At 38.8% G+C, this 21,857-nt stretch carries 23 protein-coding genes; 6 read left to right on the top strand and 17 right to left on the bottom strand.

The window, feature by feature from the left end; genetic code table 11:
• Window positions 1-69: 69 nt before the first annotated feature.
• Window positions 70-414 (top strand): hypothetical protein, encoded by a 345-nt coding sequence (locus FHT21_RS17900; RefSeq protein ID WP_167296109.1) that lies wholly within the window; start codon window positions 70-72, stop codon window positions 412-414.
• 569 nt (window positions 415-983) lie between these two features.
• On the opposite strand, the gene FHT21_RS17895 is transcribed toward FHT21_RS17900, so the two are convergent.
• The 4 genes from FHT21_RS17895 to FHT21_RS17880 form a co-directional block, all read right to left on the bottom strand.
• On the bottom strand, window positions 984-1,661 hold the full coding sequence (locus tag FHT21_RS17895; protein WP_184464836.1) for an OmpA family protein: 678 nt from the start codon (window positions 1,659-1,661) through the stop codon (window positions 984-986).
• A 178-nt stretch (window positions 1,662-1,839) separates the two neighbouring features.
• Window positions 1,840-2,532, bottom strand: a complete 693-nt coding sequence (locus tag FHT21_RS17890; RefSeq protein WP_190327177.1) for an ABC transporter ATP-binding protein — start codon at window positions 2,530-2,532, stop codon at window positions 1,840-1,842.
• A gap of 2 nt (window positions 2,533-2,534) precedes the next feature.
• A complete protein-coding gene (locus FHT21_RS17885; protein ID WP_167296108.1) occupies window positions 2,535-4,007 on the bottom strand; it encodes a DUF5687 family protein in 1,473 nt (490 codons plus the stop codon).
• A 66-nt stretch (window positions 4,008-4,073) separates the two neighbouring features.
• Entirely contained in the window at window positions 4,074-5,354 is a 1,281-nt protein-coding gene (locus FHT21_RS17880) for a replication-associated recombination protein A (protein WP_167296107.1), read from the bottom strand.
• A gap of 116 nt (window positions 5,355-5,470) precedes the next feature.
• On the opposite strand from FHT21_RS17880, the gene FHT21_RS17875 reads away from it, so the two are divergent.
• Entirely contained in the window at window positions 5,471-5,851 is a 381-nt protein-coding gene (locus FHT21_RS17875) for a VOC family protein (protein ID WP_167296106.1), read from the top strand.
• Between the two features lie 352 nt (window positions 5,852-6,203).
• Here FHT21_RS17875 and FHT21_RS17870 read toward each other — a convergent pair whose 3' ends face one another.
• Window positions 6,204-7,502, bottom strand: coding sequence for an MFS transporter (locus FHT21_RS17870; RefSeq protein ID WP_167296105.1), 1,299 nt, complete (start codon window positions 7,500-7,502; stop codon window positions 6,204-6,206).
• 157 nt (window positions 7,503-7,659) lie between these two features.
• Here FHT21_RS17870 and FHT21_RS17865 point away from each other — a divergent pair, with 157 nt between their 5' ends.
• Window positions 7,660-8,397, top strand: coding sequence for a class I SAM-dependent methyltransferase (locus FHT21_RS17865; protein ID WP_167296104.1), 738 nt, complete (start codon window positions 7,660-7,662; stop codon window positions 8,395-8,397).
• A 107-nt stretch (window positions 8,398-8,504) separates the two neighbouring features.
• Here FHT21_RS17865 and hisS read toward each other — a convergent pair whose 3' ends face one another.
• From hisS to FHT21_RS17840, 5 genes are all read right to left on the bottom strand, one after another.
• Window positions 8,505-9,896: a histidine--tRNA ligase gene (gene hisS, locus FHT21_RS17860; RefSeq protein WP_167296103.1), complete on the bottom strand. Its 1,392-nt coding sequence runs from the start codon at window positions 9,894-9,896 to the stop codon at window positions 8,505-8,507.
• A 149-nt stretch (window positions 9,897-10,045) separates the two neighbouring features.
• On the bottom strand, window positions 10,046-10,660 hold the full coding sequence (locus tag FHT21_RS17855) for a LytTR family DNA-binding domain-containing protein (protein ID WP_167296102.1): 615 nt from the start codon (window positions 10,658-10,660) through the stop codon (window positions 10,046-10,048).
• Window positions 10,650-10,844: a hypothetical protein gene (locus FHT21_RS17850; protein WP_167296101.1), complete on the bottom strand. Its 195-nt coding sequence runs from the start codon at window positions 10,842-10,844 to the stop codon at window positions 10,650-10,652. Before FHT21_RS17850 ends, FHT21_RS17855 begins: the two co-directional genes overlap by 11 nt.
• A gap of 237 nt (window positions 10,845-11,081) precedes the next feature.
• On the bottom strand, window positions 11,082-11,432 hold the full coding sequence (locus tag FHT21_RS17845; RefSeq protein WP_167296100.1) for a translation initiation factor: 351 nt from the start codon (window positions 11,430-11,432) through the stop codon (window positions 11,082-11,084).
• A 131-nt stretch (window positions 11,433-11,563) separates the two neighbouring features.
• Window positions 11,564-12,445, bottom strand: coding sequence for a diacylglycerol kinase family protein (locus tag FHT21_RS17840; RefSeq protein ID WP_243854043.1), 882 nt, complete (start codon window positions 12,443-12,445; stop codon window positions 11,564-11,566).
• A 225-nt stretch (window positions 12,446-12,670) separates the two neighbouring features.
• Between FHT21_RS17840 and metK the strand changes: the two genes are divergently transcribed.
• Window positions 12,671-13,921, top strand: coding sequence for a methionine adenosyltransferase (gene metK, locus FHT21_RS17835; protein WP_086548664.1), 1,251 nt, complete (start codon window positions 12,671-12,673; stop codon window positions 13,919-13,921).
• Window positions 13,922-14,425: 504 nt separating this feature from the next.
• Here metK and FHT21_RS17830 read toward each other — a convergent pair.
• The 5 genes from FHT21_RS17830 to FHT21_RS17810 all read right to left on the bottom strand — a co-directional run bounded on the left by FHT21_RS17830 (window position 14,426) and on the right by FHT21_RS17810 (window position 19,539).
• Entirely contained in the window at window positions 14,426-16,537 is a 2,112-nt protein-coding gene (locus FHT21_RS17830; protein ID WP_167296098.1) for a peptidase domain-containing ABC transporter, read from the bottom strand.
• A 5-nt stretch (window positions 16,538-16,542) separates the two neighbouring features.
• Window positions 16,543-17,724: an HlyD family efflux transporter periplasmic adaptor subunit gene (locus tag FHT21_RS17825; RefSeq protein WP_243854042.1), complete on the bottom strand. Its 1,182-nt coding sequence runs from the start codon at window positions 17,722-17,724 to the stop codon at window positions 16,543-16,545.
• Between the two features lie 41 nt (window positions 17,725-17,765).
• Entirely contained in the window at window positions 17,766-17,972 is a 207-nt protein-coding gene (locus FHT21_RS17820; protein ID WP_057931632.1) for a bacteriocin, read from the bottom strand.
• Between the two features lie 306 nt (window positions 17,973-18,278).
• Window positions 18,279-18,812, bottom strand: a complete 534-nt coding sequence (locus FHT21_RS17815) for a biopolymer transporter ExbD (RefSeq protein ID WP_167296097.1) — start codon at window positions 18,810-18,812, stop codon at window positions 18,279-18,281.
• A 196-nt stretch (window positions 18,813-19,008) separates the two neighbouring features.
• The gene (locus tag FHT21_RS17810; RefSeq protein WP_167296096.1) at window positions 19,009-19,539 is read right to left on the bottom strand and encodes a superoxide dismutase family protein; all 531 of its coding nucleotides are present in this window, start codon (window positions 19,537-19,539) and stop codon (window positions 19,009-19,011) included.
• Window positions 19,540-19,657: 118 nt separating this feature from the next.
• On the opposite strand from FHT21_RS17810, the gene FHT21_RS17805 reads away from it, so the two are divergent.
• On the top strand, window positions 19,658-20,005 hold the full coding sequence (locus FHT21_RS17805) for a hypothetical protein (RefSeq protein WP_167296095.1): 348 nt from the start codon (window positions 19,658-19,660) through the stop codon (window positions 20,003-20,005).
• 114 nt (window positions 20,006-20,119) lie between these two features.
• A complete protein-coding gene (locus FHT21_RS17800) occupies window positions 20,120-20,971 on the top strand; it encodes a DMT family transporter (RefSeq protein WP_167296094.1) in 852 nt (283 codons plus the stop codon).
• On the opposite strand, the gene FHT21_RS17795 is transcribed toward FHT21_RS17800, so the two are convergent.
• Window positions 20,972-21,256 (bottom strand): putative quinol monooxygenase, encoded by a 285-nt coding sequence (locus FHT21_RS17795; protein ID WP_167296093.1) that lies wholly within the window; start codon window positions 21,254-21,256, stop codon window positions 20,972-20,974.
• Window positions 21,228-21,857: an NAD(P)H-dependent oxidoreductase gene (locus FHT21_RS17790; RefSeq protein WP_167296092.1), complete on the bottom strand. Its 630-nt coding sequence runs from the start codon at window positions 21,855-21,857 to the stop codon at window positions 21,228-21,230. Before FHT21_RS17790 ends, FHT21_RS17795 begins: the two co-directional genes overlap by 29 nt.

The raw sequence follows: 21,857 nt of genomic DNA, 5'->3' as shown, positions 1-21,857 counted from the left end.
AAGCTTTAATGTTAAAACCGCAAAGCTTTTACTTAGGCCTTACACCTTTTTACCTTATCTTTGTCAGATATGAAGCCGTCGGAGATTAATGCCAAGTGGAAAGTTTTACAGGAAAGAATTTCAAAGGAATTTGAATCTGATTTTCCTGATTTAAAAGTAATGCTTTTTTTAATCGGTGTTCAGGAGCTGGGCAAAGGGCCAAAGAAATACAGCAAACGCCAAAAAGAAGAGTTGATGCATATTGCTACCTGTCGTTTATTGAGCGAAATGGGATTCTATGAGTTAGAGGGCCTAGATCAGGACGGCTGGCCGCATTGGAAATTAATCAAAGCCATTCCACCTTATACCATGCTTGAGCAGGAAATGCTGATGAAATCGCTTGTGGTAAGTTATTTCGAAGATATTTATTCTTAGAAAGCAGTTTTTAGCCGCTTTGCCTAAAGTGATCGTCATGCTGAACTCGTTTCAGCATCTTTCATGCTAGATAGACCCTGAAATAAATTCAGGGTGACGAACAGGGAAAGATATAAGATTCTTTCTTTTTGGAAAGCAAGGTATATCTCCGATTCCGATGAAAAACCGGAACGGAGGATGCCGCTTCAATCACGTTTAAATTCGGGGGTTGGTGCAACTATTTAGGGTTGCAGGTGTGCTAGAAAAACTTACAAAGTCGGCCCCACGGCTTGCGCGGTAATCCAACCCTCCCCAAGCGCCACCGCCTTAAGTTAACTAAGCCCGACAGCAGCGGGCACCGAACGCAGAGAGGTAAAGCGAATGGCGGGACTATCGGAACCGATACACACAGTAACCTGCTTTTCAAAACCAATAGGAGTATACAACCTTGTGTTAGATAATAGGGCGCGCGCAACCGTTTATGCCATTTGTCGCACAGCAGCAACATCACAAAACACAAAAAAACCCTGGTGAATGTTACACCAGGGCTGCATTTATAATGACCTCATAGGTAGAGGGAAATTGCGGTATTATCCTTGTTTTTGTGCAGTTGCTTTTAATGCATCGTTGGCAACTATTACAATCTCTACGCGACGGTTAGCTGCACGGCCAGCATCAGTTTCGTTATCAGCAATTGGTTCAGAAAAACCTTTACCAATTGTAACTAAACGGTTTGAAGGAACACCTTGCGAAACAGCGTAAGCTTTTACTGCTGCTGCCCTTCTTTCAGATAGGCCCATGTTATATTGTTCGGTACCGCGGCTATCGGTATGGCCAATAATTTTAATATCAGTATCAGGATATTGATTTAACGAAGAAGCTAAACTCTGGATGTTTGTTTTAGCTGCATCTTTCAAAGCGGTTTTATCAAAATCGAATAAAATACCACTATCAAATTTCACAATAATTCCTTCACCTTCACGAATAACTTCTGCGTTAGGAATAGCTTTCTGGATTTCAGCTGCCTGTCTGTCCATTCTACGGCCGATAAAAGCTCCCGCTGTACCGCCAATAGCACCACCAATTAGGGCTCCTACTGCTGTATTACCGGCTTTTTTACCGATCAATGCACCAATAACACCACCAGCTGCAGCACCAATACCAGCTCCTTTTTGTGTTTTAGTTAAACTATCACAACTTTGGAATGCCATCGATCCTACTGCTAACCCTATACTTAATGTTGCTATTCTTACTTTTGAAATACTCATAATAATCTAGATTTATAATTTCTACCCGTTATATTCAAACACAATGCCAAAAAGTAACCAAACTGTATTTTCTGTCTATTTTGACCAAAATTCACTAAAAACACAAACAATACACATATAAAAAAAGAGTCCCGATAAATGGAGACTCTTCTATAATGTATCATTCTTAGTACAAAAACTAGGCAGAGAAATAATTCTCTAATTCCTTTAATGTATTTTCGTCTGTTTTAAAATCTTTAATTACCTGCCCTTTTTCAACCAAAATGATCCGGTTACAAACATCGGTAACGTGATTTAAATCGTGACTAGAAATAAAGGTAGTCATGTTGCCTGTTTGCTCTTTCAGTAGTTTCTTTAAACGTATCTGTGTAGTTGGATCGAGGTTAGCAAAAGGTTCATCTAAAATTAAAATTTCTGGCTTTTGCATCAGTGCAGCTGCAATGCCAACTTTATTTTGATTTCCTTTACTAAAATCGCGGATGTATTTTCCACTGTTTAATATTTCTCCATTAAAGAACTCGCCATATTGGCTCAGGTAAGCCGAAACATCAGCTACACTTAAGTTATTTAAACTTCCAATAAAAATAAAATATTCTTCAGGGGTTAAATAATCGATCAGAAAACCTTCATCCAAAAATGATGCAGTATAATTCTTCCAGTTATCGTTGTGCATTACATTTTCGCCTTTTGATAAAACCTCGCCATTAGTTGGGCGGATTAAATCTAAAAGCATTCGGAAGAAAGTGGTTTTACCAGCGCCGTTATTTCCAACTAAGCCAACGGTTTCGCCAGCAGCAATCTGCAAATCTTCGATGTTTACAACGGTTTTATCGCCATAAACTTTTTGTAAATTCTTAACTTCTAAAATCATAATTATTCTCTAAAGCCTTCGGCTATTTTATAACGTTGTAACTCTAATCTTTTTGCAATATAATTCACCCAAAAGCCGCGTAATAATAACATCGCAAGGCCAAAAACAGAAACGGCAACCAATCCCCAATAAGGCTTGTTGAGTATACCAAATGGCACATAAATTAATATTGGGGTAAGTGCATAAGGAAACATTAACAGCCATTGCGTAGCGCCTGTGCCCTGATAATTAAAACTTGCCGCCTTGGTAATATCTAATCTTTTATAATTTAGGGTAGCAAGATAAAGCACCACTACCGTTCCAAAACCGATGTTATATAAATAAGCAGCCAGGTGTAAGAGTAATAGCTTCGGACTTAAAAATCCGTAAAAACTCGCTAATAAGGTAATAATGGTACAGCCAATGGTAAATAGTAAAAACTTAGCCTTGATGTAATCTTTAAAATTGATTTTATTGGCTAATATCCCATCGAAATGGGCACTTTGCCATGCAAACATAAACTGGCCATAAATAATGATAGAAACACCTGTCATGAAAATAGCACCAAACATCATTTGCCCGAAAGCATTGTGATTTATTGCTTTTTCCTTATAAAAAATAAACCCGTAAAATAGAAAAAAGAACCCCATAATAACCGCGGAGCGGGGGCGTTTGTGACGGAGAATTAATTTTAACTCTAAAGCAGCCAGTTCGCCAACCTTGCCAAAACGGTTCAGGAAAGCATAATCGGTACTGCCTTTCTTCTCCTGTTTGCTGCTTAATTCTTCTACATATAGGTTTTTACGCAAGAAACTGGAGTTGAAATAAAATATACCTATAGCAGCCAAAGTAAATGCAAAAGCATAATAAGGATGAGCTGTAATGGCCCTGAACACAAAATCGGAACCGGCCATGATTGAAATAATCTTATAATATTCTAAAGCAGCAAAGGTAGCAATAACAACCAAGCCCAAGAAGGTATAAAGTGTATTGGTGATCGATTTCCGCTTGATATACAACACCATATAATTGTTAAAGATCATAATCGAAAATATCGAAACGATATACATGATGGTGGTAACTGCACCAAGGCTCGGTGCAATTTTGATGAAACAGAATGGAAGAAAGATAAAAAATGGCCAAAGGTTAAATGCCGAGAACAGTGCCTTAACATTTAAAAACTTAATAATCTTACTCTTTTGTATTTTGAGGTGCAGGTACGGAATGATACTCAACGTTGGCAACTCCTGAAACTGCATGCGCATGATAAAATCGAATGCAAAATAATAGAGGATGATGCCATTGAAGCTTTTAATTACATCTTGATTTGGGAAAAAGTAGGCCAATAAATGAGACATGCCAAAACCGGCACCAAGTGCCAATATGAAAAAATATAGCATAAAAAAACCCAAAACAATTTGGCCAGCAATACTACTGCCCCTGTTTCGCGAACGCCAGAAAGATTTTCTTTGATGGCTTAAAAAAGTACTCAGCATATTTAGTTTAGGTGTTTGATTTTAGTCAATATATCTATTAGTATGTATTTGAGAGAAAATGTTACACTAATATTTGTATTTGTCTTTCCAATTTTGCCTTAGCTTTTCGCGCAGTTTCTCTTCTGCAGCGTTTTTCCCCGGATCGTAAAGTTTGGTGCCGCTTAATTCTTCTGGAAAATATTCTTGTGGCGAAAAATTACCTTCATATCCGTGCGAGTATTGGTAATCTTTCCCATAGCCGATATTTTTCATCAGTTTGGTTGGTGCATTGCGGATATGCAGCGGTACGGGTAGGTTTCCTGTTTGTTTAACCAAAGCCTGCGCTTTGTTAATGGCTTCATAAGATGCATTACTTTTAGGCGAACTGGCCAGATAGGTTACACACTGCGATAAGATGATTCGCGCCTCTGGATAACCGATTACATTTACTGCGGTAAAACAGTTGTTGGCTAAAAGCAGGGCATTAGGGTTGGCATTGCCAATATCTTCTGAAGACAGGATCAGTAACCTACGGGCAATAAAAAGTGGATCTTCGCCTCCTTCTATCATCCGGGCCAACCAATAAACGGCTGCATTCGGGTCGCTGCCACGGATAGATTTAATAAAGGCCGAAATGATATCGTAATGCTGCTCTCCCGCTTTATCATACAGGGCAAGATTTTGCTGGGCATGCGCCAGTACGTTCTCATTAGTAAGTACGATTTTATCCCCACCAATGCCATTAATGGCGATTTCGAGCACGTTTAACAATTTCCTTGCATCGCCACCCGATAAACGGATTAAGGCCTCATGTTCTTTTATGGAAATATTCTTCTCTGAGAGAATGGTATCTTTTTTAATGGCTGTTTCCAATAAGCCCGTTAGCTCCATTTCGGTTAAGGATTTCAAAATATAAACCTGGCAACGGGAAAGTAAAGCGGAGATCACCTCGAAAGATGGATTTTCGGTTGTTGCGCCAATTAAAGTAACCAGACCCCTCTCTACCGCACCCAACAAACTGTCTTGTTGCGATTTGCTAAAACGGTGAATCTCATCGATAAACAAAATGGGTAGGCCTAAAAAACTATCCTTTAGCTGTGCGGCCCGATCGATTACGTCCCGAATATCTTTCACACCACTGTTAATAGCACTTAAATTAAAAAACGGACGATCTAATGCCTGCGAAATGATATAGGCCAAAGTTGTTTTACCTACGCCCGGAGGTCCCCAAAAAATCATGGAAGGAAGCTGACTGCTCTCTATCGCCTTGCGTAAAACCGCACCCTCTCCAACCAGATGTTGTTGACCAACATATTCATCGAGATTTTGAGGGCGCATACGTTCGGCTAAAGGAGGCAGGTTTTGCATAATGGTAAATATATAAAAATTGAGTATTTTGTTTGTCGATAATTTACTAACCAAATATTGAAAGCATGACTCTTTTAAAACAAAAGGACGAATGCTTTAGTTCTAATTTAATTATTATGGACATTAAAAACTTAGATCATCTTGTATTAACGGTTGCCAATTTAGAAAGCACCTGTAAGTTTTACAGCCTTGCCTTAGGGATGGAAATTGTTGAATTTGGCGAAAACAGAAAGGCTTTGAAATTTGGGAATCAGAAAATTAACCTGCACCAATATGGAAGTGAGTTTGAACCAAAAGCTTTCAAACCCATGCCCGGCACAGCCGATCTATGTTTCATTACCGATTTTCCACTACGTGAAGTGATGCAGGAACTTAAAGAAAAATGCATCGAAATTGAGGAAGGGCCTGTAGAACGCACCGGCGCCAATGGGAAAATCATCTCTATTTACCTCCGTGACCCGGATATGAATTTAATTGAAGTGAGTAATTATTTGTAGGCTCTTAGAAAGTGCTTCGGTTCCGCCAACCCCGCCATTCGCTACAATCTTTTTGTGCCTGTCTTCCTGAGTTTATCGAAGGACCAACAAAAAGGATTTTTCGCTACTGTTTATTTCTTTTATAGCAGCAGCATTTGGCCACCTAAACCCGATCAAAGCGAGATGCCGATATTTCATCGGCAGAAGCGGGAGCGGGACTGCTCTTGCCCAAAAGCTACCGCAACTGCTTTCCAAAAAATAACGGTTTAAAAAAATGCTTAACTATTCGAGAAATCTGCAATTACATTTAACAATAGGTATTTCTCCATTCTGTTGCACTCCGCTCGAAATGACGACAGATGGTACAAAAAGTCTAATCCTCAATCTTCGAATGGTGTTTCGTATCTTTCATCGTAGTATATAAAATCAGCGAGATTAAAATACACCCGGTTACATACCAGTAGAAATAACTTTCGTGACCGATATTTTTAAACCACAGCGCAAAATATTCTGCAGTTCCGCCAAAAATGGCAACAGTTAAGGCATAAGGTAAGCCTACGCCCAAAGCCCTGATTTCGGCAGGAAACAGCTCTGCCTTAACTACTGCGTTGATGCTCGTATACCCGCTCACAATGATCAAAGCACCGATCATCATCAAGAATATTATAGTGGTATTGGTTTCTCCTGCCAAGCCTGTTAAAATTGGATAGGTACATAGACTGCCCAAAACGCCAAAACCGATTAATAAAGGTTTACGCCCGATTTTATCAGATAACAGTCCAAACAGCGGCTGCATAATGGCAAAAACCAATAACGAAATAAACGACAAAGTTGTGGAGGTTTCTTTGCTGAGGTGGACCGTATTGACTAGAAATTTCTGCATGTAAGTACTAAATGTATAAAAGGCAATCGTTCCGCCCAAAGTTAAGCCTACTACAGTAAAAACTTCCTTTGGATATTTCATCAGTACCGCAATGCCCCCTTTTTTGTCTGCCGAGTTTTTGCTTTTAAACGCCGAGGTCTCGTCGATATGTCTGCGTAGATACAGCGCGATGAAAGAAAGTATGGCACCAATAAAAAATGGAATCCTCCAGCCCCATTCATGTAGTTCAGCAGGTGTAAGCAACCAGTTCTGTAAGATTAACTGAATGCCCAAAGCCAACAGCTGTCCACCGATCAAGGTTACATACTGAAAGCTTGAATAAAATCCGCGGTGTTTTTTGGTGGCCATTTCGCTGAGGTAAGTGGCAGAAGTTCCATATTCGCCACCAGTACTCAAACCCTGAATTAATCTGGCAAAAACGAGCAATAATGGAGCTGCAATTCCAATCTGTTTGTAACCTGGGGTTAAACCGATAATTAATGATCCTATCGCCATAATCAGTACAGAAAGTGTCATCGAACGTTTTCGGCCTAGTTTATCGGCAATACTGCCAAACAACCAGCCACCAATAGGCCGCATTAAAAAACCTACCGCAAAGATACCTGCAGTATCTAATAATTGGGCCGTAGGATTACTGTTCGGAAAAAAGACAGGAGAAAAATAAAGCGCAAAAGCAGAATAGGTATACCAGTCGTACCACTCCACAAGATTACCAACCGAACCGCCAAATATAGATTTCAGCCTATATTCTACATCCTTAATTCCGTCCTGTTGTAATGCTTTTTCCATATTAGAGAATAATTGTGTTGAATATTGAATGAATGAAACTTAAATCAACAGTAGTTGTTAATCAAAAATATAATAATTTTATAAAGAAAGAACGGGATTATTTCTCAACTTGATGCCATTCTCTCCATCCAACATTCAGAATTTCATCATTACAACAATGAAAGATAACTTTTCTACCCAATCTGCCGATTACGCCATTTACAGACCAACTTATCCACAGGAAATGTACGATTATCTGCTTAGCATGGTAAAAAACAAAGAAACAGCTTGGGATTGTGCTACAGGAAACGGCCAGGTTGCGCGGGTATTGGCCCAACATTTCGATGCCGTTTATGCAACGGATATTAGCGAAAATCAACTAAAAAATGCTTTGCAATTGCCAAATATTACCTACAAAGTTGAACCTGCCGAACAAACCTCGGTTGGTAATGACAGTTTCGATTTAATTACCGTAGCACAGGCCATCCATTGGTTTAATTTTGAGGCATTTTACGCCGAAGTAAAAAGAACACTAAAACCAGATGGCCTTTTTGCAGTGATTGGTTATGGACTAATGTTTATCGATAAAAAAGTGGATAAGGCTGTACATAAACTTTACGAAGATATTTTGGGTAAATATTGGGATAGCGAACGCCGTTATATTGAAGAAGGTTATAAAACCATCCCATTTCCCTTTGAAGAGATCATTGCTCCTCATTTTCAGATTAAAACCACCTGGAATTTTAACCAGTTAATTGGCTATTTAAATACCTGGTCTTCTTTGCAGCATTATAAAAAGGCGAATGAACGCAACCCATTAGAGTATATGTTTACAGAACTAAAAGAAGCCTGGGGCGATGATGCGGAGAAAGATGTTCGTTTCCCGGTTTTATTGCGGATTGGGAGACTCGCTTAACCGCAAAGAAAAAGAAGGCAAGCGCAAAGTGCACAAAGCGGGTACATAACCGGATCCTCTGCGCTTCTTTGCGAAAACCTTTGTATACTTTGCGGTGAAAACCGACGTTATTTCAACAACTCCAGAATACCTAAAACAGTCAGCTTTTTCTGCTCACCGCTTTGCATATCCTTTAACGTAAGTTCGCCACTGGCAATCTCATCACCACCAATTAAAATTACATAAGGGATGTTCTTCGCATCTGCATAAGCCATTTGTTTTTTCAGTTTTGCTGAACTTGGGTACAACTCTGCTGAAATTCCTGCATTTCTAAATTGCTGAACAATCGGCAAAGCATATTTTTCAGCTTCTGCATCGAAATTGCTGATCAATACTTTTGTTCCAACTTCTGCTGAGGCAGGGAAAAGGTTAAGTTCTTCCAATACATCATAAATGCGGTCGGCACCGAAAGAAATACCAACTCCCGTTAAATCTTTTAAACCGAACATACCGGTTAAATCATCGTAACGACCGCCACCACCAATGCTGCCCATAGCCACTTCGTTGGTTTTAACTTCGAAAATACAGCCGGTATAGTAATTTAAGCCGCGTGCTAAAGTGATATCGAGTTCCAATTTAGCCGTTAAAGGCAAACCATAAGCAATCAGGCTATCTACATATTCAAAAACCTGCTCTATTTCGGCAATACCTTTTAAACCGGTTTCTGATTGAGCCAAAACTTCTTTCAAGCTGGCCAGTTTTTCTTCATTAGAATCTTCTAACAAAATTACCGGGCGAAGTTTTTCTAAATCCTGTTCGGTAAAACCGCGCTCTAAAAGTTCTTTACTTACCCCGTCTAAACCGATTTTATCCAGTTTATCGATGGCTACCGTCATATCGATAATTAAATCTGGTTTACCAATAATCTCGGCAATACCTGATAAAATTTTTCTGTTGTTGATTTTTACGCTGAAATCTTTCAAGCCCAGTTTGCTTAAAGCTTCATTGTAGATTAAAATAAATTCAGCTTCGTTTAATAAACTTTCAGACCCCACCACATCCACATCACACTGATAAAACTCACGGTATCTGCCTTTTTGCGGACGGTCTGCACGCCAAACCGGCTGAACCTGAAAACGTTTGAAAGGTAAGGCGATCTCGTGCTGATGCATGACTACATAACGCGCAAATGGCACGGTTAAATCGTAACGCAAGGCTTTTTCAGAAATTAGCGGAATCAGTTTGTTGCTATTATCTTCATCTGCAAAATCGAAAGATTTCTTTTTCGGGTCTTTAAGAAACTCGCCACTATTTAAAATTTTAAAAATTAGTTTATCACCTTCATCGCCATACTTTCCGGTTAAAGTAGAAAGGTTTTCGAAACTTGGAGTCTGGATTTCGGCATAACCGTATTTCCTGAAAACCGTTTTAATGGTATCGTAAATAAAGTTGCGTTTTACCATTTCAACCGGAGTAAAATCGCGGGTACCTTTTGCTAATGAGGGTTTAATAACTGACATAGCCGCAAAAGTACAAAAATGTAATGTTTAAAAATAAAGTTTCGTCATTGCGAAGAGGAGCGACGAGGCAATCTTAAGCACGAATCAGTTGTTGTAAGATTGCTTCGTCGGCTGAAAAAGCCTTCTTGCAATGACGATCAAAGAAAAAACTACTTTCCCAAAATTTCTTTCACCAATTCCCGGTTTGGTTTACTCACCGGAATTTTATCGCCACTATCCATTAAAAGCGTTCCGCCATCTTCTTTTAGCCAGCTTTTCACAAATTTCGGGTTAACCAGGTGGCTTTGATGTGTCCGCACAAAACCTTGTGGTTTAAGCAGATCTGAATATTCTTTTAATGATTTTGAAATCAGCAGCTGACCGCCGTCGCTAAAAAAGAAGTTGGTATAATTGTTATCTGCTTCACACCTCATAATTTCATCCGTATTAACGTACCTGATTTCGTTTTGTTGAGGCAAAGCAATTCTGGCATTTACTTTTATGGTTTCTTTTTTACCGCTTTTTTCCTCAACTGTAGGGTTTTGATAAGCAAGTGGAGGTGCAAAGTTTATGGCTACTGTATTCGGAGTAGTGTTTAACGGGGTATTCCGATTTTTTTTAATCAAAAAGTAGATCAGCATAAAAATGCCACCAAAAAATCCAAAAAAGACAAGACCAGCAACCAACAGCATGATGATTTCGGGTGCTCCTAAAGTAGCTCCATAGGCAGTATGAATGCCGTAAGCGAGTATGAAAATCAGCCCAAAAATTATTTTATTTTTCATTCTGAGTAGCTTTGGTCTTTTTAATTAAATGTAAGCATAATAAAACAAAGCCAACTGTTACAGCGATTGCTCCAAATCCAGTGATTAGAAGGAGTATGATTTCTGATATTCCGATGGTTGCTGCATGCGCAACCTGTAAGCCAAAAGAAATAACAAAAAAGAATAAAAATAATAACTGTTTCATATTGATCGATTTAAATGTTTAGCGAAAGTAGTTTCTCGGTATACATTTAAAAACCAATATTGAGTATTGGGTAGGTTTTGATGAGGATTAAGAGGGAGTTTTTTAGTATCTTAAGAGGACGTCAATTTCGAGGGGGAACAACGAAGCAATCTTTCATACTCGCGATGAATGCTAAAAAAGATTCTTCGACTACGCTCAGGATGACACCACTTTTAATTATAATTTAACCATATTATACTAGCCCCCGGCTTTCTTCACTTTATACCCATCTTTCTGCAGGATGCCCATTACTTTATCGCGTACATCGCCCTGGATCATGATTTCGCCATCTTTAACAGAGCCACCTACACCACATTTGGTTTTAAGCATTTTGCCTAATACCTCTAAATCTTCAGTACGGCCTTTAAAACCTGTAATTAAGGTTACCGCTTTACCACCTCGGTTCTTTTTATCGAGCATTACCCTTAAATCCTGCTGGTTGTTCGGCGAGGTAACAGTATTATCAACTTCTTCTTCGTATTCAAACTCCGGATTGGTAGAATACATAATTCCGCCAAGATCGCTTAAACTGTTTTTCTTTGGTTTCATGTTTTATAAAAAGTTCATTGGCTCACTGGCCATTGGTTCATCAGTTTGGGGTGCATAGTCTAAGAATTTGTAGTAAGGCTAGATTTGAGCGCACGAGGCAATATACTCCGCCAACCACTAAACGCCACATGCTAAGGCACAATCACTTTGAGCGAGAGTGGCTTTATCTTCGCTTCTATCGCTGTTCCCATCTGCAAAGGTTCGCCATCAACGTGCACTGCACCCGCCACTTCCCTTGTAATTTTAATATTTTTTCCTTTAATAATCTCAATCATATCAGAGCTTTCTGCCTTGCCCCTCAACATTACATAACCCAATATTGGTAATTTTATTATCGGGAAAGGCTTAATAATGCATACATCAAGTAAGCCATCCTTTACCGAGGCATTTGGCGAGATATAAACATCGTTTCCATACTGAGACGAATTGGCAATGCTAATAGCAAAAGCTTTTTTGGTGTATTCAGTCCCGTCGATATTAAGCTGATAGGTTTGAGGCTTGTAATTAAAAACCTCCTTGAAACCCAATTTTACATAGCCCGAAAGCCCTCGTTTTTTATCTTTTGAAAAAACAGCGCTTAAATGGGCATCAAATCCCATACCGGCCAGATTAAAAAAACACTTGTTATTAAACTCTGCAGTATCAATCTCATCAACCTTAAAATTATTGATCAATGAAAGTGCATATCTTAAATTTTTCGATATCCTTAAAAACCTGGCGAGGCCATTTCCCGATCCAAGCGGTAAAATCCCTAAAATTTTATGGTGTTTTAACACTTTACTGGCTACCTCGTTAATGGTACCATCGCCACCTGCAGCTACGATTACATCAAAATTTTTAGTCGCCGCTTCATCTGCCAGTTCGCCGGCATGACCAACATATTCGCTAAAAACAAAGTTTGGGCTAAATTTTTCCTTATCGAGATATTGATCAATAAAATCGGGGATGCGCAACTTCCCTCTCCCACCAGAGATAGGGTTTATAATAAAGAGGATATTAATCTTTGTGTGCAAAGTGTAAGAATGAATGCACAAAATAATCTATAATTTTTGAAATAAAGAAAATATGCTAATTTTGCACCAGTAAAAAAGTGGATTGATTTGCTATCCCGACACCTCGGGACCGGATTGCAACCACTTAAAAAAATTGCTAATGCCTCCTTTCAATCATTTAAACACCTGTTTCCAAGGGGTTTGGCAAGTATTAATTTGTTTATTTACCATTAATTTATTTAATAAATGTCATATTTATTTACATCAGAATCTGTTTCTGAAGGCCACCCGGATAAAATCGCCGATCAAATTTCGGATGCATTAATTGATAACTTTTTAGCTTTCGATCCAGAATCAAAGGTTGCTTGCGAAACTTTGGTAACTACTGGTCAGGTTATTTTGGCTGGTGAGGTAAAATCTAAAACATATTTAGATGTACAACAAATTGCCCGCGATGTAATTAAGAAAATTGGTTACACCAAAAGCGAGTATATGTTTGAGGCCAACTCTTGCGGAATTTTATCGGCAATACACGAGCAATCTCAAGATATTAACCAAGGTGTAGACAGAAGCAACAAAGAAGAACAAGGTGCTGGCGATCAGGGTATGATGTTTGGTTATGCTACGAACGAAACCGAAGACTACATGCCTTTGGCATTAAATCTTTCTCATAAGTTATTACAGGAATTAGCTGTTTTACGCCGCGAAAATAACGAAATTACTTATTTACGCCCTGATGCAAAAAGCCAGGTTACTTTAGAGTACGACGATAACAACAAACCAGTGCGTATCGATGCGATTGTAATTTCTACACAGCACGATGATTTTGATGAAGAGGCCGCAATGTTGGCTAAAATCAAAACTGACTTAGTGAATATTCTGATTCCAAGAATTATAAAAGCCAACCCTGCTTACGCACATTTATTTAATGATAAAATTGAATACCACATTAACCCAACCGGTAAATTTGTAATCGGCGGTCCGCATGGCGATACTGGTTTAACGGGAAGAAAAATTATTGTTGATACTTACGGCGGTAAAGGTGCACATGGCGGTGGTGCTTTCTCTGGTAAAGATCCAAGTAAGGTAGATAGAAGTGCAGCTTATGCTACACGCCATATTGCTAAAAACTTAGTGGCAGCTGGTGTAGCCGACGAAATTTTAGTTCAGGTATCATACGCTATCGGTGTTGCTAAACCAATGGGTATTTATATCAATACTTATGGCACTGGTAAAGTAGGAAAAACGGATGGCGAGATTGCTAAAATTGTAGAATCGATTTTCGATATGCGCCCTTATTTTATTGAGCAACGTTTAAAATTAAGAAACCCAATTTACAGCGAAACGGCTGCTTATGGGCACATGGGCCGCACACCAGAAACAGTTACCAAAACTTTCAGAACACCAAACGGTGAAGAAAAAACAGTTACTGTTGATTTGTTTACCTGGGAAAAATTAGATTATGTAGATCAGGTTAAAGCTGCTTTCGGCATTTAATTCTTCAAATAATTTTATAGAAAAAGGCGTTTTGCAAATATGCAGAACGCCTTTTCTTGTTTTAGACTTACGAAGTCGACAAGGGCTAACGGCAATAGCAGAATTCATAAGTATCCAAGCGTTTTTTTTGAAAAGCAGGGTTCTGCGCACATCGGTTCCGAAAGCCCCGCCATCCGCTTTACCTCACGGCGTTCGGTGTTCGCTCCTGTCGGGTTTAGTTAACTTGGGCTGGTGGTTCTTGGGAAAGAAATCTTACTAAGAAATAAATACTCTCGAACTGTGCAGACCTCCGTTAATAGTAGCAAAAGCCTAACCTACCCAAACCTGATTGACGCGGTAGCTCCCGATTTTTTTCTAATCGGGACTACAAGCAAAAAGCAGGACGAACATTAAAAAGACTTACTGCAATTGCTTTCCAAAAAAAACAATATAAATATCTAGGCTTTCTCCCTCCGCTAAACTAACGAAGTTTCCCAACACTCGTACCCTCCTAAACTTCGTTAGTTAGGCCAAATGGTATTTCAGTTCCTGGTGGCTGCCCTGCTCTACCACTACACCTTTATCCAATACAATAATTTTATCGGCATTATTCAGTGTACTCGATCGGTGGGTTATTACAATTACCGTTTTATGCTCTTCTTTTAAAAGTTCGATCATCCGTTGTACATGCTGCTCAGAAACCGAATCTAGCGATGAGGTAGCCTCATCTAAAATCAGAATTTCAGGATCGCGATATAAAGCCCTTGCAATGGCAATACGCTGCCTTTGCCCGCCCGATAGTGATGTACCATTTTCACCCAAATAAGTTTGAAATCCTTTAGGTAAAGCCTCAATAAAACCAATTAAACCCAATTTAGTGGCAATATCAATAATCCTTTGCATATCGGGTTCTTCTTCGCCAATAGCAATATTATCGATTACATTACCTGCAAATAAATCAATCTGCTGGGGCACTACCGATACCATCCTACGAAGCGACGAATTGGTAATGTATTTGAGATCGTATTTACCGATGCGCACATTGCCCGCCTGTATCGGATAAATATTCTGTAGGATAGACATTAAAGTCGATTTCCCTGATCCGCTCTCGCCCACAATGGCTGTAAATTTACCCTGTGGAATGGTTAAATTTAGGTTCTCGAAAACGGGCAACCTCGCCCCATAGCGGAAAGAAACGTTTTCGAAGTGTATATCGCCAACTTTATCAGTACTTAATTCAATCTGGTTCTCATCGCTTTCACGTTCCAGGTCCATAATTTCGAATAGCCTATCGGCCGCAATAACAGCATCTTGTACGGTTTTATTCATTCCGATTAAAGAGGAAACTGGTCCCGTAAAATAACCGATCAAAGTATAAAACGACAGTAATTCTCCTGGTGTAATCGAATTGCTTAATACGTAACCTGCACCTACCCAAAGCAATACAATTGTAATCATGCGTGAGATAAACTCGGTAGAAGTACCCGATACAACAGCATTAATATTCGATTTAAAGCCTGCCTGGAGCAATTTAATGAAACGGGTTTCGGTTTTGTCGTTGGCATGATCTTCTAAGCCGAAACGTTTAATAGTACCTACCGCGTTTAAACTTTCTACCAATTGAGATTCGAGCTCGGCAGCATCTTCCATCAACCTCCGTTGCGTACGTTTGTTAAATTTATCGGTAATTGCATAAATAATTAGATACAATGGGATAACGGTAAGCGTAATGAGTGCCAATTTCCAGTAGTACGTAAACATCATGATGAACGAGAAGAAAACAATAAAAATGTTGACTACAAAATTTACGCATACATCATTTAAAAACGTTCTGATTTTTACAGCATCATTAATCCTCGAAATAATTTCGCCCACCCGCATGGTATCAAAAAACTGCTGTGGCAAACGGAGCAGGTGTTTGTAGTAGCCTAAAATAAGCTGCGAATCGATTAGCTGACCAGTTTTTAAGGTAAAAATTGTTTTTGCTGAGCCAATAAACAACTGTACCATCAGAATAACCATCATGGCTATACTCATGAGGTTTAGCAGATTATGGTTACCATCTACCAGCACAAAATCGACTAGCTTCTGAACAAAAATAGAGGTTGACAAACCCAGTACAGTATAAACAATAGCACCAAATAAAACTTGCGTCAGAATGCCTTTGTGCGGTTTAATCAAACTCCAAAATCTACCCTGGATTGATTTTTTTTCATTGCCGATCTGAAAATCTTCTGATGGCAACAATAAGACTAAAGCACCAGTCCACTCCTTTTTGAATTCATCATGTGTTTTACGGTGCACTTTCCCATCTATAGGGTCCATCACCTCTATAAACTTGCCATTTACTTTATAAATCACTACATAATGCTGAAGGATATCATTCACAATGATATGTGCTATAGCAGGCGTAGGTATTTTAAACAAACTATCGAAAGGTGCTTTTACCCCTTTCGCTTCAAATCCTAATTTCTGAGCCGCTTCTACAAGTCCTAAAACGGTCGTACCTTTTTTATCGGTTCCGGCCAGCTGCCTGATGCGGGCAACGGCCAAATCCAGCTTATAATGAGCAGCAATTGAAGCCAGACAAGCCGCACCACAATCTGTTATATCTCGTTGCTTAACCTTTGTACTCATTGCCTTTATGTTTTTTGGATTAAGTTTGGATTAACCCAATCATCTACCTTATCGTAAAGTAATTGGTATAAACTACGGTCTGTTACTTTAAAGCGGGCCGTAAAATTCATTCCTTTTTTGAGGTATCCTTTATAACCATTCTTTAACATCAGAAAATTTTTATCCATTAAACACTTTACTTTAAAAGCAGGCTGGTTACCATTTAAAATAACAATATCATCTGAAATATCAATCACTTTCCCTATTGCCAAACCCCACTGATTATAATTATAAGCATTAATCTGGAAGTGCACTTCCTGTCCTTTTCTAATGAGGCCGATATCTGAAGGGTTGATGTAACAATAAGCGGCCAAGCCGGCATCTGGTGAAACCTCTCCTATTTTTTGGTTCGCAAATACATACGCACCATTTTGCAAGCCGATTAAACTCTGCACAGAACCATCAATCGGCGCACGTAGTACATATTGTTTTTTCTGCTCGTTAAGCTCTGCCTGCTGCCCAGAAAGCTGGCGCAGTTCGTTGCGGTAACCATTGGCTTCCGTTTGCCATTGCGTTTTATATTTAGTACGTACCATTAAGTAAACCGATTCGGCCTGCTCGAGTTCGTATTTGTATTTTTCATATTCTGATTGCGTTAGCACTTTGTTCTGATAAAGTTTATTGTAACGCGCAAAGGTGCTGGCGGCCTGTCTTTTCGCAATACCTGCGTTTTTTAATTCTTGCACATATTGTTGCCAGGATGCCACATATTGCCCCGTTTGTAAGCTCGATGAGCCGCCATTAAACGAGAGTAACGTACGGATATCCTGTAAAAATTGGGCGATCTGATTTTTGCGCGTTTCAACCAAAGCATCCTGCTGCTTGGGTAAACCGGCATCAATAGCTAAAAGCGTATCACCTTGTTTAAGCCTTTTATTATCCGAGAGGCGATATTGTATCAACCGGCCATTAACCGGGACAATAAGTTCTGTTTTTTCGATGGTTGATTGTAAAATACCTGTACCATTTATACTAATGGGTATTTTAATAAAGGGAAGGGCAATCAAAACAATTAAAATGGCTGCCACCGCAACGATATAAATTAACTGGCTTGATTTACTAATTTGAGAACGGTAAACGAGAGCGGTATTTGAAATTCTTTCTGTAGAGTAGCTGGTTAGCGCCATAATATTGAAATCGTAAAGCATCCGCTATTCTGAAAACCAGAACAGCGGACGCAATAAATTGCTTATAGACTCCAAACAAGTTTCAAAACATTGGTTACTGTTTTGCTTAAAAATGCTGAAGTGTCTGCACCAACTGCATTTAAAGTTCCTGCAAGAGAAGTTAAAAGTTCGTTTAATGTATTATTAATAATACCACCACCTTCAACTTGAGACATTTCAGTTGTGTTCATTTCTTTAACACCAAGATTTTTTAATTCTAAACTTTTCATACTAGATTTTTTTTGAGTTTTAAGATCCTACTCTTTTAAAGGCTTTTCGGGATGCGCCTGATGCTTGGCCAAACACTTCGACGAATGTAATAATATTAGCTATACAGATGTAGTATTAAACATCTAACACAAACCTAACATTTCTATAATACTGTTAAAAAACACCCTTAAAGTGGTCAAAAACCAAGTGTTTAGTAAAAGCATAGTGTACAATTTACCCTATTCAATTTATTCATTAACCTTAAAACGCTTTATATTCTTTTTATTCGCTCTATTTTAAGTATAGTTACAGTAAGAACCGACCATTTAAAGACCATTTATTTTCATAAATGCGATCTCTTTTTCTACAATATGATCGTCGTCAATGGCGTATGATTTAATATTGGCAATCTTCATTTCGTCAATTACATCTACAAAATTCTGGAACTTGGCGGTTTTGCCAGGTTTGATAATCACGATCATATACTTTGATGGATTATTGTGATGTGTTTTAGCCACAAGTTTCTCATTTGCCAAGATTTCTTTCTGAATGTTAGCTACCGAGGCAACTTTCATATTTGCCTTTTCTATTGTGCCCATGTAGCAAACAGCCTTATTGTTTTTACCAAGCAGAATGGTCATGGTACGTGACTCGGGATAATTTTCTACGATATTGATATCCGTTTTATCGGGCTTCGCAATATCTGCCGCATTTAAAGATCCTAATAAAGTGGTGAGCATAAAAAATGTAGTCAATAAAAACATCAGGTCTACCATTGCAGTAAGATCTACCCTTGGTATTGTCTTGTTGGTTCTTCCTTTTGCAGCCTTGCCACTTTGAGATTCGTTTAGTGTTGCCATAATAATTTAGGTTTTTTTAATGATGATGACAAGCGGAATCAAATTGCATAAAAAAGCGGTTAAAAATTTAACCGCTTAAAGACTCCAACAGAAAATCGCCATCTCGACTGAAACGTAGTGAAATAGAGAGATCTTTAATAGATTCCCCAACTACATTGCACTCCGCTCGAAATGGCGATCAAACTAAATTAAAACTTTACTTCAATGCTTCAATTACACCACAGCCCACCCGCGGACCTGAGTTACCGGTTGGTTGTGTAGTATAATCATCAGTACCACCATGTACAATTATTCCGCGACCGATAATATTTTTAACATCTCCATCTTTAATGCTCCATCTATCGGTAGTAACCGAAAGGGTTGCATGGCCTTTATGATCTAACATAATGTTGCCAATATCTCCGCTGTGGTAAGCGGCAGATCCCCATTTGCCATGAGCTTCTTTTGTTGGGTTCCAGTGGCCATGTGTATTTTCGCCCATATTCCCGCAATCGCCATGTTCGTGAAAGTGGACAGCAACATTACTATCTGCACGTGCTGCAAAATTCATCTCGATATCCATCTTAATTTTTCCATCACTCAGTTCGTAAAACTTTGCTGTTCCAATGGTTTTAGTATTATCTGCTGTTTCGGTCAATGTAGCCTGAGCAACTTCTTTGTCGGTTTTAGCGCAAGCACTTATAAGTGTTACGCCTGCTATAGCTAAGCTAAAAAGATATTTTTTCATTTTACAAAAATTAGTTCACATAAGAAACAGATTGACAATCATTTAGTTTGCTTTAAAAAGAAGGATAGCAAAACCATTTCGAATGCCACTTGTTTAACCAGTATAAAATCTTATAACTATGGAACAGCCAATTGCAATGAACACTTTAAGTCAAATTTTGGAGAAATTGAGGCTGAAAGGAAAAGATAACGAATTAAAAATGTCTGATCATGGTAAGATGCAAAGTAAATCGCTCGGAAAAATTTATAAACCCGAAGATTTAACCATTGTTAAAACCTATCGGTTTGAAGGAGATTCAGACCCGGCGGATAACTCTGTGCTTTACCTACTGGAAGATCAGGATAAAAATATTGGATATATATTAGACGCTTATGGCATTTATTCAGACAATGAAGGACCATCGTTTGATGATTTCCTAAAAAAGATTCCTACCGAAAATAGAGACGAACAGGAACTGTTTTCTTAATAACCAAAAAATTGGTGAAGGGGAGAATTAGCGTAATCTGATTCTCCCTTTTTTTATTTTAAAATATTAGCAGGTTATAATTCCTTAATTTTGCGCCTCATTTACGAGCCCAAGATGAAAAGCAAAATCAATATCCCGCCCATACCTGCCGTTTTATTATCAATTATCAGTGTACAATGTGGTGCGGCAATTGCAAAAGGGCTTTTTCCACAAATTGGCGCTGCTGCAACAGCATCTTTACGCATAGGCTTATCTGCAGTAATCTTACTAATCGCCTTTAGACCAAACCTATTTAAACTAAATGCCAAACAGTGGAAATACGTTATCCTATATGGTGTTTGTTTAGGGGTAATGAATATGATTTTTTATATGGCTATAGCCCGCATCCCGATTGGCTTAGGGGTAACTTTAGAATTCGTTGGCCCCCTAGGGCTTGCCATTTTCGGATCGAAGAAACCTGTTGATTTTCTTTGGGTGGTACTTGCTGCTACCGGTATTGTATTAATTACACCGTGGACGGGTACAGGGCTAAATTTAGCGGGCGTACTCCTGGCACTTTTGGCTGGTGTATTCTGGGCGGGTTATATTATTTTAGGAGGTAGAATTTCAAAAATAATGAAAGGTGGCGATGCCGTTGCCATAGGGATGTTATTTGCTACAATAGTAATTATACCCTTTGGTATTTATAGCGGTGGTTTAAACACGTTGAATCCTAAATTAATAGGGTTAGGAGCAGCACTTGCTCTACTATCAAGCGCTATTCCCTTTACCCTAGAAATGAGGGCCCTTAAGCAGCTCCCTGCCCGTACTTTCAGTATTTTAATGAGCCTCGAACCTGCTATGGCCTCATTAGCCGCGCTCGTTTTTCTACAAGAATACCTCACTTTAAAAGAGTGCTTTGCTGTAGCTTTTGTTGTAATTGCTTCTGCAGGTTCTTCGTTAACAGCTAGGCGTGCAAAATTGTAATCAGGCCAGTTTTTCTGTTTTATAGATGATAATATTGTCTGTCAACTTATCAGCTTGCGCTACAAAATCTAAAATATATGGCTGCTTATTGTGCAGATCTAAACCTGCCTGATCTTTCCATTCCTCCTGAAAAACAAAAGTATTATCAACTGCAGATTCATGCAGATCGTATTGGATACAGGCTTCTTCCTTACGCGAATTTGCAACCATATCTAGCAGCATGGTTCTTAATGCTGCTGTGGTTTCTTTTTTACTTTTAACAATTGCTGTTAGATAAATGCTCATATACTGCTGTATTTAAAAAATTTTGGGTTAAGTGTTCTTGATGCAATTTAAGTGCACTCCTAATATCTGCATTCTTTTCTACATCATGAAAATGGATGCCATCTATCCGTTCCATTCCGGTAAATGCATTCATTCTGTGGAAACCGAACAATACACCATCATCCACGCTGGTTTCCATAAAAAATTCTTCTGGTAAGGTAAAAGCCTCTTTCGGTGCATTCCATGATGATGTTACCATATATTTCCGTCCGTGTAACATACCACCTGTACCATAATTTCGGGTTGGATTATCAGCCTTACGGCCGTCGCTAATATAAATTCCTTTTTTATGGCCTTCGGTAAATACCACATCGATGTATTTTTTAAACCCATGTGGCAACTGAAACCACCAGATTGGGGTATGATAAATTACAACGTCCGCCCATACATATTTCTCCACTTCTTCCTTAGGGTCGTAATCGTGGTTAATATTGGTTGTTTTTACTTCAAATTCTTCCAGTGAAGAAAAGAAATCGGCAGTAGCATTAGCTATTGTCTCGTTAAACCTGCCACCGGAATGACCAAATTTTTGCCCTCCGTTAATAATAAATATTTTTGTCAT

The sequence above is a fragment of the Pedobacter sp. SG908 genome, from assembly GCF_011759615.1.
In the GTDB taxonomy this organism is placed as follows: domain Bacteria; phylum Bacteroidota; class Bacteroidia; order Sphingobacteriales; family Sphingobacteriaceae; genus Pedobacter; species Pedobacter riviphilus.
Note: the sequence above shows the minus strand (reverse complement) of the source record. Positions and strands in the feature narration are given on the sequence as shown.